Origin of the sequence: Wolbachia endosymbiont of Drosophila nikananu (assembly GCF_028981865.1) — a bacterium.
GTDB lineage: Bacteria > Pseudomonadota > Alphaproteobacteria > Rickettsiales > Anaplasmataceae > Wolbachia > Wolbachia pipientis_B.
Genome location: NZ_JAPQLL010000051.1, coordinates 1 through 15,276 on the forward strand (window position 1 = coordinate 1; position 15,276 = coordinate 15,276).

Annotated in this window: 14 protein-coding genes and 1 pseudogene; 7 read left to right on the forward strand and 8 right to left on the reverse strand. The window is 34.5% G+C overall.

Annotated elements, in window-relative coordinates:
• Window positions 1-1,321: IS110 family RNA-guided transposase (locus tag OZD67_RS03090; RefSeq protein WP_274999611.1), on the reverse strand; the 1,321-nt coding region annotated here is incomplete at its 3' end.
• A gap of 119 nt (window positions 1,322-1,440) precedes the next feature.
• Between OZD67_RS03090 and OZD67_RS03095 the strand changes: the two genes are divergently transcribed.
• Window positions 1,441-1,602 (forward strand): hypothetical protein, encoded by a 162-nt coding sequence (locus OZD67_RS03095; protein ID WP_182183737.1) that lies wholly within the window; start codon window positions 1,441-1,443, stop codon window positions 1,600-1,602.
• Window positions 1,603-1,903: 301 nt separating this feature from the next.
• Here the strand turns inward: OZD67_RS03095 and ppa are convergent, their stop codons facing one another.
• The 6 genes from ppa to OZD67_RS03125 form a co-directional block, all read right to left on the reverse strand.
• Window positions 1,904-2,410: an inorganic diphosphatase gene (gene ppa / locus OZD67_RS03100; RefSeq protein ID WP_182183735.1), complete on the reverse strand. Its 507-nt coding sequence runs from the start codon at window positions 2,408-2,410 to the stop codon at window positions 1,904-1,906.
• Window positions 2,411-2,480: 70 nt separating this feature from the next.
• Window positions 2,481-2,717 (reverse strand): hypothetical protein, encoded by a 237-nt coding sequence (locus OZD67_RS03105; RefSeq protein WP_259346673.1) that lies wholly within the window; start codon window positions 2,715-2,717, stop codon window positions 2,481-2,483.
• A 51-nt stretch (window positions 2,718-2,768) separates the two neighbouring features.
• Window positions 2,769-3,722: a hypothetical protein gene (locus OZD67_RS03110; RefSeq protein WP_259346672.1), complete on the reverse strand. Its 954-nt coding sequence runs from the start codon at window positions 3,720-3,722 to the stop codon at window positions 2,769-2,771.
• Window positions 3,723-3,828: 106 nt separating this feature from the next.
• On the reverse strand, window positions 3,829-4,941 hold the full coding sequence (gene mnmA / locus OZD67_RS03115; RefSeq protein WP_182183733.1) for a tRNA 2-thiouridine(34) synthase MnmA: 1,113 nt from the start codon (window positions 4,939-4,941) through the stop codon (window positions 3,829-3,831).
• 310 nt (window positions 4,942-5,251) lie between these two features.
• On the reverse strand, window positions 5,252-6,328 hold the full coding sequence (locus OZD67_RS03120) for a rod shape-determining protein (protein WP_182183731.1): 1,077 nt from the start codon (window positions 6,326-6,328) through the stop codon (window positions 5,252-5,254).
• A gap of 23 nt (window positions 6,329-6,351) precedes the next feature.
• Window positions 6,352-7,764, reverse strand: coding sequence for a gluzincin family metallopeptidase (locus OZD67_RS03125; RefSeq protein WP_182183729.1), 1,413 nt, complete (start codon window positions 7,762-7,764; stop codon window positions 6,352-6,354).
• A 277-nt stretch (window positions 7,765-8,041) separates the two neighbouring features.
• On the opposite strand from OZD67_RS03125, the gene OZD67_RS03130 reads away from it, so the two are divergent.
• The 5 genes and pseudogenes from OZD67_RS03130 (at window position 8,042) to ftsH (ending at window position 13,249) form a co-directional block, all read left to right on the forward strand.
• On the forward strand, window positions 8,042-8,521 hold the full coding sequence (locus OZD67_RS03130) for an OmpA family protein (protein ID WP_182183727.1): 480 nt from the start codon (window positions 8,042-8,044) through the stop codon (window positions 8,519-8,521).
• A gap of 142 nt (window positions 8,522-8,663) precedes the next feature.
• Window positions 8,664-9,965, forward strand: a complete 1,302-nt coding sequence (gene tilS, locus OZD67_RS03135) for a tRNA lysidine(34) synthetase TilS (RefSeq protein WP_182183725.1) — start codon at window positions 8,664-8,666, stop codon at window positions 9,963-9,965.
• Window positions 9,966-11,210, forward strand: coding sequence for an ATP-dependent metallopeptidase FtsH/Yme1/Tma family protein (locus OZD67_RS03140; protein ID WP_259346670.1), 1,245 nt, complete (start codon window positions 9,966-9,968; stop codon window positions 11,208-11,210).
• Window positions 11,211-11,236: 26 nt separating this feature from the next.
• A pseudogene (locus tag OZD67_RS03145) lies at window positions 11,237-11,404 on the forward strand (tRNA lysidine(34) synthetase TilS); the annotation flags it as partial.
• A 12-nt stretch (window positions 11,405-11,416) separates the two neighbouring features.
• Complete coding sequence (gene ftsH / locus OZD67_RS03150; protein ID WP_182183722.1) at window positions 11,417-13,249, forward strand: ATP-dependent zinc metalloprotease FtsH; 1,833 nt, start codon at window positions 11,417-11,419, stop codon at window positions 13,247-13,249.
• A gap of 359 nt (window positions 13,250-13,608) precedes the next feature.
• On the opposite strand, the gene OZD67_RS03155 is transcribed toward ftsH, so the two are convergent.
• Complete coding sequence (locus tag OZD67_RS03155) at window positions 13,609-13,836, reverse strand: hypothetical protein (RefSeq protein WP_182183720.1); 228 nt, start codon at window positions 13,834-13,836, stop codon at window positions 13,609-13,611.
• A gap of 119 nt (window positions 13,837-13,955) precedes the next feature.
• Here OZD67_RS03155 and OZD67_RS03160 point away from each other — a divergent pair.
• Window positions 13,956-15,276, forward strand: a 1,321-nt coding sequence (locus tag OZD67_RS03160; protein ID WP_274999611.1) for an IS110 family RNA-guided transposase, incomplete at its 3' end; no start/stop codon positions are given.

A 15,276-nucleotide genomic window follows, 5' to 3' on the forward strand; every position in this document is an offset into this window, starting at 1 on the left:
CTTGTTGCACTAAAGTATAGCCAAATTCTCGTGCCTTTTTGATCAAATTTTTTACAGCTCTCTCCTTATATCGTGTTTCATAGTATTCCATTCCTTTTTCTACATATTCTTGTCCGTATTTGAGCATACTATAAAATATGCATGCTATTTTTCTTGCAGTAGCTGTTATTGCTTTTGGTGCTCCTAATCGTTTTTTTAATCTCCTGTAGTATGCACCCAATGAACTTTTACTATTTCCTACAGAATTAGCAGCCATTCGAAATGCATTCGCAGCACGATTAATGACTTTACGCGTTCTTGTGCTAAACACTTTTTCTCCTGTAATTTTATTGGCAGGGCTGAGTCCTAACCACGATGAAAAGTGTTTTTCTGTTGACCATTTATTATGGTTTATACCAGTTTCTGAAATTATAGTCTGTATACTTAGTATATCAAGCCCTGGAACTTTAGTAAAATCCATACCAGTTATTCGGTGCAGTTCCTCGTGCAAAGCAAAGTCAGGCTTACTTTTTCTGTGCTTATTCTTTTCCTTACTCAACTGTTTACTTTCGTTAGATTTTGTTTCAAACGTTTTGTAATAGACCTCAATATTTCTATCACATTCTGCTATTTTTTCTTGATAAATATTATATAGTTCAAATTCTTGCTTTAGCGTGAATACATGTTCCTCTCTATAATCGCCAGCTAACGCTTTTGCTATAGTAGACTGATCATTTTTTATTCGTGCATCCCTGAATTGAGCCAATTTCCCAGAATCTCTTTCGCCTTTAATTATAGCCTTGATAATTTTCATACCAGTTACTCCTGTTATATCTCTTATAACTCTATGCAGTTGTATATTCATTTGAATTAATGCCTTCTGCATACGCAGAACATGTGTAGATGCACTTTCAGTGAGGTTCTTACGTTGTCGCACGTAACTACGCAATACACATATCTGGCTATCTGGCCTAAATGACCCTTGGAGTAATCCATAACTATGTAGTTGTTGTAACCACTGACAGTCCTGAACATCTGACTTTCTCCCAGGTACATTTTTTACATGTCGCGCATTTACCAACTTAACTTCAAAACCGTAAGATTCCAGTATTTGAAACAAAGGAATCCAATATACACCAGTTGATTCCATCGCTACGGTTGTAACTTTACACTTTTTTAACCACCTTGCTAAATTATGAAGGTCTTCAGTGAAGCAGCCAAATTTTTGAACACGTTGCTCATCTCTTCTCTCGGGTATACATACATAATGTACAGCCGAACCAACATCTATCCCTGCTGCATCAGGATTCATTACCTCTAATTTACTTTTTGTCATTGTAATTGACCTCCTATAACTTATAATGAAGAAGTATTTAAGCTTGGGACGGTTAGATTATACAATCTTCTAATCGAGGTAGTCGTAATAGACTCCATCAGTGGTTTAACCGTTCCTCCAAAACCATGCTCCCAAACGGGCACTCTAGCACCATTGAGCGTCCGGTTATAACTGCAAAAATACTTCTTAATAAATTATATTTAAAAATTGTTATAGCACTGGATAAAATAGTTTCTTTCAGGTTTAACAAGATTTTTCCTTGTTCGATGCTCCTAAACTTTTCTTAATTAACTATAGAAAATACTGTCGTAAAAGCTTGTTCGTGTGAAACCCAATACAGTGGAGTTTCTGAAAAGTTTTCGAGTATATTGTATTTTTAATTTGTAAGATAACCTTTCTGCATGCATCCTCTAAAAAGGACACATTTTAAACTTTTTTGTTGAAATAAAATAGAAACAAAAGTGCTGTTTCTTGTAGTCCTTAACATCCCTTAAGTTGACGCCATTGCCTGAACGGATACCAATATTTACCCATTAAAACAACCACGTTTTTCCGAATAACTGTAATTCCAGGCTAAATCAATGTAAACTAATTTCTACTTTTTTCAATGATTTTCTTTGCTTCTTCTACACCAACCCATTCTCCAACTGCTACCGTTTTTCCCTTCTCTAGATCTTTATAATGAGAAAAGAAATGAGCAATTTTATCTAATAGGTTCTTAGATAAGTCAGAATAGTCCTTTATATTGTCATAATAGCTATCAACACTGGAAACAGGCACAGCTAATATCTTTTCATCTTCTCCTTTTTCATCTTTAGTGAGTAATGCGCCTATTGGACGCACCGATATTAAAACACTAGATGCTAAGGGAAATTGAGTTAGCACCAAAACATCCACAGGATCACCATCACCTGCGCAGGTATTTGGTATAAACCCATAATTGCAAGGATAAGTCATTGAGGTAGACAAAAATCTGTCAACTTGTAACAACCCAAGCTCTTTATTAAATTCATACTTTACAGGCTCAGCATTTGCACTTATTTCAATTACCACATTCACCGCATTTGGTACCGCTGTTATTTTACTTAAATCCATAAATTACCTTCTTAACTTAAGAATAAGCATTATACAATATGTACTTTTAAGTTGCTACATTTATGTAGTTCTAAGCTTGTTTTGCATGGAGCGATTCTAAATTTTCATTCGTCATTCCATTGACTGTTGAAAGCGGTGGTTTCTGTGATAATTGAAATAAAGCATACACTATTACAATAGTAAGCACCGCAGCAATTGCTAGATTGGTAATGTTGTCTTGTGGCAAAATATTTTTCATTGAGTTGAACAATTTTTGCTCCATAAAGAAATAATCAGCAGCATATAATCCAACAGATAATACAAACATACCCAAAATAAGTTTACAGACTGTGTTTTTGTGTTCCGTGTATTTTGTTTCTTATCTAGTTAAGCAATATGCATTTCTATTTACTATCCTTTCAAATTCAAACCTATCTTGATTTTTGAGTAACTCTTTTGGAATATTATATGACATATTTTCATAGTGTGTACGGTACGATGGATCAATATAAAAATTTTCAACACATTTACAATGATAATAAGGAGGTAATGTTGACCTATTACTATCCAAATAAAAAAGATTAGGAAAAGTTGACCTAGTACTGCCTATACGAAAGTCATTCAATCCATACACAGCCAATCCGTTTTTACCTGGTTCGATTACACTCAGCATTCCAGCTAATACATAAAAGTACATACAGGAATATGGATCTATACTTACTGTTTGATCATTCTCAGTACTAAATAAATGCTGGAACATCTTTGGACTAGAAAATAATAATGTAATGTTTTTATTTACATTTATTTCATGTATAGAATAGTAATAATCAATTACTTTATTATATAAGTCAGGATCTTTTATATTACTTGTCTCAAGTACATCCTTAACATCTTTAATTATTTGATCCTCAAAATCTTTTTCTGTTTTCAATACCTTTTCTCCTCTAGGATTGATCAAGGTATTAAATGTATCTAACTTTTTATCATCTGCCATTTTACCCAAGTCTTTTTTTAACTCAGATTTTTTAATAACTTTATAAATTTCATCTATAACTTCTTTAACGCTGAGTTCCCTGTCTTTGCTAAGAAGTACATAAGCTTTGTTATAAATTAAAAGCAAACCTTGTAGACTAAATTTGAGATTGAGATAGTGATCTAGATGTTCTTCCTTGCTTTTTTTTGCAAATATAGATATTCCAAGGTGATTTCTACGATCTATACTACAATCATCACGTTCACCATCATGTTGAAAGCTGCCCATACATATGAACAATGCTTCAAGCAAATTACCCTTACCAACAATTTTTATTAATTCTTCAATTTCTTTTACCATTGCAAAACCTACAATATTCTACTTTATAGTACAAGCGATATAGGGTAAAATAGCAATAAATATTATTGTACGTTTACACTCTGTATCAAAGAATTAAGCCCTTTAGTTAAGAGCATATCCATCCACCGCCAATTACTTGCTCATCTTTATACGCTACACAGGCTTGACCTGGACTGATGCCAAAGTAATCGTCGTTTAAAATGACACAGGCTTTATTTTTTTCGTCAGTTGAATGTATTGTTGCTAAACTTCCCGCATGTGATGATCTCAGCTTCACAGTTACTTCCATACCTTCCTTTGGTTGTTCTAACCAATTTAACTCCTTGATCAATATTTTTTTTTGCATTAATGCGTTGATCGGCCCGACTATAACCTCATTATTCTCTGTATTAATTTTTATCACGTAAAGAGGTTCACTGTACCCAACACCTAAGCCTTTTCTTTGCCCTACTGTAAAATTTACTATGCCACTGTGCTCACCTAGCACTTTTCCATTCACATCCACAATTTTACCTTTCTGTACAGATTGTGGAGCTAATTTAGCTATTGTTTTACTATAGCTTTCGGAAACAAAGCATATATCTTGACTATCCGGCTTTTCAGAGATTTGTAAGCTGAAATACTTTGCTAATTTTCTTATATCACTTTTATGGAACCCACCTAGTGGAAATCGCAAAAGCTTCAACTGCTCCTTTGTTGTAGCAAATAGAAAATAGCTTTGATCTTTACTTTTATCAATGCTTCTGCACAACTTTACCTCACCATTTTTTTCTAATCTTCTCACGTAATGTCCTGTTACGAGCACATCCGCACCAAGATTTTTTGTAACTTGCAATAGATCACGAAATTTTACCGTTTGGTTACATCTTACGCATGGTATGGGAGTTTCCCCACGCATATAGGTACTTGCAAAATCCTCTATTACTTCCTTTCTGAATATTTCCTCATAGTTTAAAATATAGTGAGGAAAGCCAACACTTTCAGCCACGCGCTTAGCGTCATAAATATCCTGTCCAGCGCAGCATGCACCCTTTCTTGCGTTAGCATTACCGTCAGTGCCATAGAGTTGAAGAGTCACACCTATCACCTGGTACCCAAAGTTATATAGCAGTGCTGCAGCAACGGAGCTATCAACTCCCCCGGACATCGCAACAATAGCCTTGGTCTGGTGCGGAGCTTTATCTTTTAGCAGAGGTTCAATTTTAAATTCTTTTAGCATAATTGTCTTAATTTATAAACGCAAATCTTGTGTCATTCCAACATACAACTGTGCAAACGTTTTGATTTGGGGGCAATTTACATAGTAGATAATGTCATGAAAGTAGCTGACACTGGAATCTAGTTTCTATTACACAAATTCATTATATTTATTTGTAATCAAGTTTCCTGGATCCAAGTAGCCACGCTACTTGGATGACACCCTTTCCTGCTAGAAGTTGCCTTCAAATTACTTGGTGCGTGACACTGGGATCTCATTTATATTACATAACTCCATCAAAACAATTCGATAAACTACCTTCAAAAACAATTTAATCTTGCTTGAATAAAACATGGCCAAAATAATCCATGTTTTCAAGCACTTTTCCACTACCCAAGGCAACACAACAAAGTGGGTCATCTGCAACACGAACTGGTAGTTTTGTTGTTTCACTGATAACTTTGCCCAAGTTACGCAATAATCCACCACCACCGGATAAAATTATTCCTCTATCGACTATATCAGAGGAAAGTTCAGGTGGAGTGCTCTCCAGTGCAGTCCTAATAGCAGAAATTATCTGATGTACAGGCTCTATTAAACTCTCTGCAACTTGATATTCTGATAAAAGCATTTCTTTTGGCATGCCACTCACTAAATCCCTGCCTTTAATTATCATTCCCTCTTTGTTATTTTCACCTGGCAGACTAGCTGAACCTACGTTTTTCTTAATTTTTTCAGCAGTTGTTTCACCGATTAATAACTTATGACTTTCACGAATATACGATTTTATTGCTTCATCCATAATATCGCCACCTACTCTGGCAGAACGTGAATAAACAATTCCGCCTAAAGAAATAATTGCAACTTCAGTTGTACCGCCTCCTATATCAACGATCATAGAACCCTCAGGTTCAGTAACCGGGAGCCCAGCTCCGATTGCTGCAGCCATTGGTTCTTCAATCAAAAATACTTCATTTGCACCAGCACTTTCTGCTGCATCTTGTATAGCACGCCTTTCAACTGGCGTGGATCCAGATGGAACGCATATGATAATATTAGGTTTATTAACAGTGAATTTTGTGTTTGCACTGCGTATGAAATATTTTAGCATTTCTTCCGCACTTTTAAAATCAGCAATAACTCCATCCTTTAAGGGCCTTATCGCCTCTATTTCTCCAGGCGTTTTTCCAAGCATCATTTTAGCTTTTTTACCAAAAGCATAAGGAACGTAACTTCCTTTTTCTTTTATTCTTGCTACAACTGAAGGCTCATCAAGCACTATTCCCTGATTTTTCTGATAAACTAAAGTGTTTGCAGTACCAAGGTCTATAGCAATATCGCTAGCAAACAAACCTTTGAAAGTAAAAAGGCTATAAAACTTTCCGGTTAATTTTCGAACAAAATTCATACATAACTCAAGAAAACCATTTATTAAGACAAATTATACTTTTCAGATAAGTAGTAAATAACACACTCAACGTCTAAACTCTTACCTGTTACTTTTTTTAGCAGTTCCAGGCCACACTTTGCACTGTATACATTTTGAGATAACCAACTGATAAGTAAACTAAAATCTCCTTTTATTACAGCACTTAATGATTCGTAATGATTCTTTTTAACGAAAGAGAAAATCTGCACAGCAGCAATTAAAGCAATAATTTTTATAGGAAAGTAGCCCATAACACCGCTTGCCCAATATTCATCTTGAAAATAGGTGTCCAGCTCATTTTTAGCTTTTACTGGAATTTTATAGTGCTTCATACCTCCCAGCCACGCATCGTGCAGATCCTTAACTTCCAATGTACCATTTATTATATCCTGTTCTAACCTAGTTCTCAACATAATATGAGCTAACAGACTAAATTCATCTGCGTTCTTTAAAGAAGAGGAAAGGTTTATTTCATTGAAAACCAAGTGCAAATTTTCAACACTGCTATTAGTTTTGCCTTTTATAGCAAATTTCTCTTTTATGTGTGGTTGAATGAACTCAATAAATTCTCTGGATGTTCCAATCATCCTTTCCATGAATAACCCTTGAGTTTCATACATAACATGTCTCGTAATTGGGCTACTTATAGAATTTTGCGCTAAACATTTTTGATAAATTGCATAACCACTATGCCGTAAAAGTGAAAATAAACCATAACAAAAATCAGATTCGTCATAATCTATAGAGTAGTAATAAGAAGTACGAATCTCATTTAGTGCAATACCCATTTGCTGTAAACATAACGAGCCAAGTTCAATCTGCTTCTGAGTAGCAACTCTTTGTATATTAATAACCTTATCCTTTTTCTGCTTTTCAATTATTTTATCCACATTTTCGCTAAAAATTTTGCCTACCTTGGGGAATACTTCCCTTATATTCTTTTCTGTGATATCAGAGTCATAGTCAGCAAGCAGTGAGTCGTATTTTGAGCATTTTAATTGCTGCGATTTTACAGAAGCTACTTCGCGAATGAGTTTGATTAAATCAGTAAAACGTTCTTTTAGTTTTTCTAAGTTACTGGTTTCAGAATGAGATAGTTTCCATAAATTTTGGCATTCAACCTTAGCTTTGGATAAAGACTTTACTAAATCAACAGGAACAGCACTGTTGCTTTTATGTATTCTCTCTATTAACTTTAGCTGCTGAATATTTGCACTTTTTTTGTTACCAAGAGCATCTGCTAATGATTCCTTTATTGCGTCATGAGAGATAATTTCATGTCTGATTTCTTCTAGAAGACTCATTTGTTCAATTTTGTCCTCTATATTCAATTGGCTTTGGTTTAGTACTTTTAGCGTATTTTCGATATTTTTCACCCTATATAATACTTCCTCTAAAAACTTATAAGATTTCATAATTTGTTCATTGTTTTAGAAAACATCTGTTTAATATCGTAATAGATTAATAATAAAGTTAAAAGTATATTTGCTTGAAATACAATAAAAAATTGTACTTTTTATTCCTTTATTGGATTTTTCTACTCAGAGTCCAGCATATTATAAGAAAATTAATTGTAAGGTTGTAGAAAAAGTATTTAGTATTTTATTTCTCTTGACTATATTACAATATGGGGAGATATTAGGTGCTGAAATTAAAGTTACGCACTATTTTAAAATTTATGGAGGTTTAGTAATGTGGAGTAGACTGGTTATAATGTGCTGTTTTTGTTTACTACTTACTGGTGTAAGTTCTTGCCCCAAAAAAGGAGCAAATACAACAAATAAAATGAATTCTGTTGTTAAGCAGATAGGTGATAAAAGAGTTTTCTTTGGTTATGATGAATCTAGTATTACTGAAGTAAGTGCAGATGCATTACTTGACGTAATGGAGGTGTTACAAGATAACCCTGACGCAAAGGTTACTTTAACTGGTCATACTGACAACCGTGGTTCTCATGAATATAATCTTGCGCTAGGTGCTAGAAGGGCAGATGCAGCTAAAAAATTTATGGTTAGTTGTACACCTTACATAGAAAACAGAATAAAAACTGCTTCTAAGGGTGAAACTGAGCCTTTGGTTAATGTAAAAGATGATTCTAGAAATTCTAAATATGAAAAAGAGCATGCTAAAAATCGTAGAGTAGAATTTTCATTTTCTGGAATAAAGAAATAGTTTCTTGCACTAAAACCTGGATCCCAGTGTCAAGCACTGGGATGACAAAAGAGAGCAATTTCGCTGCTTGTTAGTGAGATCTATATATACCATAAATAAGTCACTGTATGACGTAGAGACTATCTGGCCATCAAGAAACATAATGAAATTAGAGTTATTATTTCAAAATATAGCTAATAGCTTTGCTTTCCATAACCAAATCGCAGTTGCAGTATCAGGTGGTGTAGATAGTATAGTCTTACTGCACTTAATGACTAACTGGGCAAAAAAAAACAAGCTTTCACTTCCTATAGCATTAACAGTAAATCATGGGTTACGTTCAGAGTCTCAAAAAGAAGCTGATTTTGTTATAAGTTATGCAAAAGAACTTGGAGCAAAGGAGTCGTTCATATTAAATTGGGAGAAGCAAAATATTAAAGGTAATATTCAGTTACAGGCACGAAAAGCACGATATAAGTTACTAGCAGAGTGGTGTAAAAACAATAATGTTAAATGTTTGCTCGTTGCTCATCACAAAGATGATCAAGCAGAAACGTTCTTATTAAGATTGGAGCGAGGTAGTGGCGTAGATGGATTATCATCAATGGATTACGAATCTTTCTTAAATGGTATTTATATATTTAGGCCATTGTTAAATTTTAGTCGTAGTGAAATAGAAAAATACGCTAAGCTTCACCAGTTAAAATGGATCGAAGATAGAAGCAACTATAACTTAAAATACAGGCGAACTTTATACCGTAACTTACTTAAAGCAAGTGACAATCAAGAGATTTTAACAGAGCGAATATGCCTCACAGCCCTTCATATGAAAAGAGCTGCAAAAGCGTTGATGCACTACACACGCCTTGCATTTAATGACTGTGTTAATGTTCATGATCTTGGTTATATTGAAATTAAACTAAGTGAATTTTATCAATTGCCAGAGGAAATAGCCTTGAGGATTCTTCTTTACTCTATAATGGCAATTGCTAGTAAACATTATAAACCAAGGTACAACAGCCTTATCGTAATATTTAATAAAATATTGCAAAAGGATAATAATGTTAACTGCACACTTTCTGGGTGCAAAATAAGAAAATATGGAGAAAATATCTTAATAATTAGAGAATCGTCAAGGATACAAGAAATTACCGTAAACCTACCTTTAAATGAACCTACTCAATGGGATAACAGATTTAGCTGCACAATACTCGGAAATCAAGAGTGTTCAGTTATCATCGCTCCATTAAAAAAAATACAAAAAGTTCCTGAATTTCTGAAGGATTACAACTGCTGCCCTGAAGTTTTCTACTCTTTGCCTACAGTACAAAAAGATGGAAAGGTGCTTGCTTATCCTAGTACATGTCAAAGTAATCAGAAAATCGATAATAATAGAGTTAAGTGTATTATTACTAACATATTGTACGAAAATCTGATAAGCTCAATTCTTTCAGGTGAAAATTAAATGACTCGGTGGAAATTCCTTAAAATTGCTCTCTTATGTCTGGCAATTGTTGCTACCATTTTTGCAATTTATATGCTGTTTTTTCAAGGTGAAGGTCTAACTACTATATCTTTTTCAGAATTTTCAGACAGATTAGAAAGTAACGACATAAAAAGTGTTGTTATAGATGGAAATAGTATTGTAGGTAAATTTAAGGATGAATCAAGTTTTAAGTTAGTCAGTATTATATCTAATGATCTCATAAAAATTTTACGTGATAAAAGGGTTCACATTCTATTTTCAACAGAAGCCATAAATGCAGATGTCATTTTAAATAGCATTTCCATTATAATATTTCTAGGTGTGCTAGTATTTGGCTGGGTGATATACGAAAAAAATTTTACCATTAGCTTAGACGATAAATTAATTACAGAAGAAGAGAAATTAAAATTTAGTGATGTTGCAATCTCCGATGAGGTGAAGGAATCATTAGAAATGATTTGCCATTTCATAAAAAATAGAAAAAATTTTGAACAATCCAATTGTGATATACCAACAGGCTACATTTTATACGGTCCCCCCGGAAATGGTAAAACCCTCCTTTTTCGTGCAATTGCAGGCGAGGTTAATATTCCGTGCTATAGTGTTTCAGCGTCTGAGTTTTCTAAACCATTAATGGGTGCTGGTCCAGCTTACATTCGTGATCTTTTCGAAAAATTAAGAAAAAATTCTTCTTGCATACTCTTTATAGATGAAATAGATGCCGTTAGTAGACGAAATAATTCAGAAACTTCTGCTATTAATAATGAAGAGAGGAGGATGATCACTCAGTTATTGAGTGAACTAGATGGGATAAAATCTAGAAAAGATGTAATAGTAATTGGTGCAACAAATCATTTGTCTCATATAGATAAAGCACTTTTGAGACCTGGGCGCCTAGGTGAGTACATTCATATTCCTCTACCTGAAGAAAAGGAGCGTGAGAAAATATTGAATATCAATTTAAAGAATATACAAAGAGCACCAGACGTAAATCTGGAAGAAATTGCACACCGAATTTCTAATTGTTCAGGAGCTGATTTATCTGATTTGGCAAAAAAAGTAAAATATAATGCTATGAACAGAAGCCATAAAGGCACTATTCCTACTATTACTATGGATGATTTTAATCGTGAATTGGAAAAAATGAAAAGAATAAATGAGGCAAGAGTAGAACAGACAGTTAACCAGCATGGTATACGGAATAGTTCCCAGCAATTTATATAAAGTCATCTTATTAACAAATTACTTTGTGCAACAAAGTTTTCCTACACTATTCTTTGCCTACAGTACAAAAAGATGGAAAGGTGCTTGCTTATCCTGATGTAAATTATAACAGAAAAAATACCAATGACGATAAGGCTCAATGCATTATTAATAGCACAATAAAACAAAATTTGGTAAGCTTGATTAGTACTTAGTTAGAAATAGAAATGAAAAAATTTTTAGAAGGCTTATTGATCTGGTTAGTAATTATTGTTCTTATTTCAGTTGCTTATATTCAGTTCAGCGGAAATGTAGGTAGAAGTAAAACAACCATACCTTTTTCGGAATTTTTAACTAGACTAGAAGACAATGATGTAGAAAATATTGTCATAAAAAACCAGAGCATTGAGGGCAAGTTTAGGGATGGTTCAAGTTTCAACTCAAGCGGTGTTATATATAGCGACCTAATAAAAAATTTACATGATAGAAAAGTGAGATTCTCCTTTTCAACTGGAGATTCTGTCATGAACGTAATTGGTGGATTACTTATCTCATGGGTCCCAACATTTATTTTTATTGGCTTTTTGCTATTCTTTCTTAAACAAACACAAGCGGGGGGCAACAGAACTATAAGCTTTGGCAAGTCAAGGGCTAGACTCATGACTAGTGGGAAAAAAGTAACATTTGATGATGTTGCCGGAATTGATGAAGCAAAAGAAGAGCTAGTAGAAATCGTTGATTTCCTTAAACAAAGGCAAAAATTTCAAATATTAGGTGGAAAAATACCAAAAGGGTGCCTTTTAATTGGCTCTCCTGGAACTGGTAAAACTTTACTTGCTCGTGCAATTGCAGGAGAAGCTAATGTGCCGTTCTTTAGCATTTCTGGATCTGATTTTGTTGAGATGTTTGTTGGTGTTGGTGCGAGCCGTGTTCGTGATATGTTTGATCAAGGCAAGAAAAATGCTCCTTGTATAATTTTTATAGATGAGATAGATGCGGTGGGTAGACATCGTGGCATTGGTCTTGGTGGTGGTAATGACGAAAGAGAACAAACATTAAATCAGTTATTAGTTGAGATGGATGGCTTTGAGTCTAATGAGGGCGTAATAATAATTGCTGCGACTAACCGTCCGGATGTCTTAGATCCAGCACTGCTTAGGCCTGGTCGTTTTGACCGGCAGATTACTATTTCTTTACCCGATATAAATGGGCGCGAGAAAATATTAAATACGCATATAAAGAAAATATCAATGGCCCCTGATGTCAATGTGAAAACAGTTGCAAGAGGAACACCTGGTTTTTCAGGGGCTGATTTAGCAAATTTAGTGAACGAATCTGCGCTTATTGCTGCAAGAAGAAACAAGAAGATTGTTACCATGGATGATTTCGAATATGCACGTGATAAAGTGATGATGGGTGTGGAAAGGCGATCTCTCATTATGACAGAAGAGGAAAAGAGACTGACTGCATACCATGAAGCTGGTCATGCGGTGATTGCTGTTAATATGCCTGCTTCTGATCCTATACACAAGGCAACAATTATTCCACGCGGTAGGGCACTCGGTTTAGTTATGAGACTACCAGAAACAGATAGAGTGTCCCTCACAAGAGAAAAGATGCTAGCAGATATAACTGTTGCAATGGGTGGACGTGTGGCAGAAGAGCTAATTTTTGGCTACGATAAAGTCACAAGCGGCGCATCTTCAGATATAAAACTAGCATCAGATTTATCACGTTCTATGGTAACAAAATGGGGAATGAGCGACAAAATAGGTCCAATATATCACAATCGCGAACAAACTATGCATGGTTCTGAGATAATTTCTGAAGATACGTTAAAACTTATAGATGAAGAAGTGAAGAAAGTTGTGTCTTCTTGCCATGAAAAAGCGAAAGACATTTTGACCAAGCATAAGAAAGGCTTAGATCTCATTGCCGAGAATCTACTGGAGTTTGAAACTTTAACAGGAGATGAAATAAAGGACATATTAAGCGGAAAAAAAATTGTTAGAGAGGAAAATGAGAAGAATGAGAAAATAAAAAAATCCTCTCTCTATTAGATTTGACCCTAGCTTAAAATGCTAATCAGCTAACGCTGCAATAAAACATTCAGAATTGTAACTGTCAATATAAATTGTATTCAAATATTCATAATATTGCATTTTCATCACAATAATGCTATCATTTAGTTAATATTATTGTTTAATGAAGTGTGAGTAATGATTGATATAGCTTCTATTGGTGTAAGTACAGTTATTGATCAGAATTATAGAAGAAAAGTACAATTATGTTTATTAGGATTACTTGTAACTGTGTCAATAGCAACTTTTACCTGGTTTACTTTCCCTGCGTCACAAAATGTATTAGCTCTGTTTTTACTTCCGGCTATGTTCTTGCTCTTCACTTTATCGATGGGTTATTACATGTTCATATTTAGTTGTGAAGAAAAATCTTTGGTAAAGAATGTTCTTGGTATGGTTGAACCTGCTGAGTCAGTTAAGAGCATCGAACAAGGAAAAATCTTGTTAAACCTGAAAGAAACTATTTTATCCAGTGCTATAACAATTTTTAAATATAATTTATTAAGAAGTATTTTTGCAGTTATAACCGGACGCTCAATGGTGCTAGAGTGCCCGTTTGGGAGCATGGTTTTGGAGGAACGGTTAAACCACTGATGGAGTCTATTACGACTACCTCGATTAGAAGATTGTATAATCTAACCGTCCCAAGCTTAAATACTTCTTCATTATAAGTTATAGGAGGTCAATTACAATGACAAAAAGTAAATTAGAGGTAATGAATCCTGATGCAGCAGGGATAGATGTTGGTTCGGCTGTACATTATGTATGTATACCCGAGAGAAGAGATGAGCAACGTGTTCAAAAATTTGGCTGCTTCACTGAAGACCTTCATAATTTAGCAAGGTGGTTAAAAAAGTGTAAAGTTACAACCGTAGCGATGGAATCAACTGGTGTATATTGGATTCCTTTGTTTCAAATACTGGAATCTTACGGTTTTGAAGTTAAGTTGGTAAATGCGCGACATGTAAAAAATGTACCTGGGAGAAAGTCAGATGTTCAGGACTGTCAGTGGTTACAACAACTACATAGTTATGGATTACTCCAAGGGTCATTTAGGCCAGATAGCCAGATATGTGTATTGCGTAGTTACGTGCGACAACGTAAGAACCTCACTGAAAGTGCATCTACACATGTTCTGCGTATGCAGAAGGCATTAATTCAAATGAATATACAACTGCATAGAGTTATAAGAGATATAACAGGAGTAACTGGTATGAAAATTATCAAGGCTATAATTAAAGGCGAAAGAGATTCTGGGAAATTGGCTCAATTCAGGGATGCACGAATAAAAAATGATCAGTCTACTATAGCAAAAGCGTTAGCTGGCGATTATAGAGAGGAACATGTATTCACGCTAAAGCAAGAATTTGAACTATATAATATTTATCAAGAAAAAATAGCAGAATGTGATAGAAATATTGAGGTCTATTACAAAACGTTTGAAACAAAATCTAACGAAAGTAAACAGTTGAGTAAGGAAAAGAATAAGCACAGAAAAAGTAAGCCTGACTTTGCTTTGCACGAGGAACTGCACCGAATAACTGGTATGGATTTTACTAAAGTTCCAGGGCTTGATATACTAAGTATACAGACTATAATTTCAGAAACTGGTATAAACCATAATAAATGGTCAACAGAAAAACACTTTTCATCGTGGTTAGGACTCAGCCCTGCCAATAAAATTACAGGAGAAAAAGTGTTTAGCACAAGAACGCGTAAAGTCATTAATCGTGCTGCGAATGCATTTCGAATGGCTGCTAATTCTGTAGGAAATAGTAAAAGTTCATTGGGTGCATACTACAGGAGATTAAAAAAACGATTAGGAGCACCAAAAGCAATAACAGCTACTGCAAGAAAAATAGCATGCATATTTTATAGTATGCTCAAATACGGACAAGAATATGTAGAAAAAGGAATGGAATACTATGAAACACGATATAAGGAGAGAGCTGTAAAAAATTTGATCAAAAAGGCACGAGAATTTGGCTATACTTTAGTGCAACAAG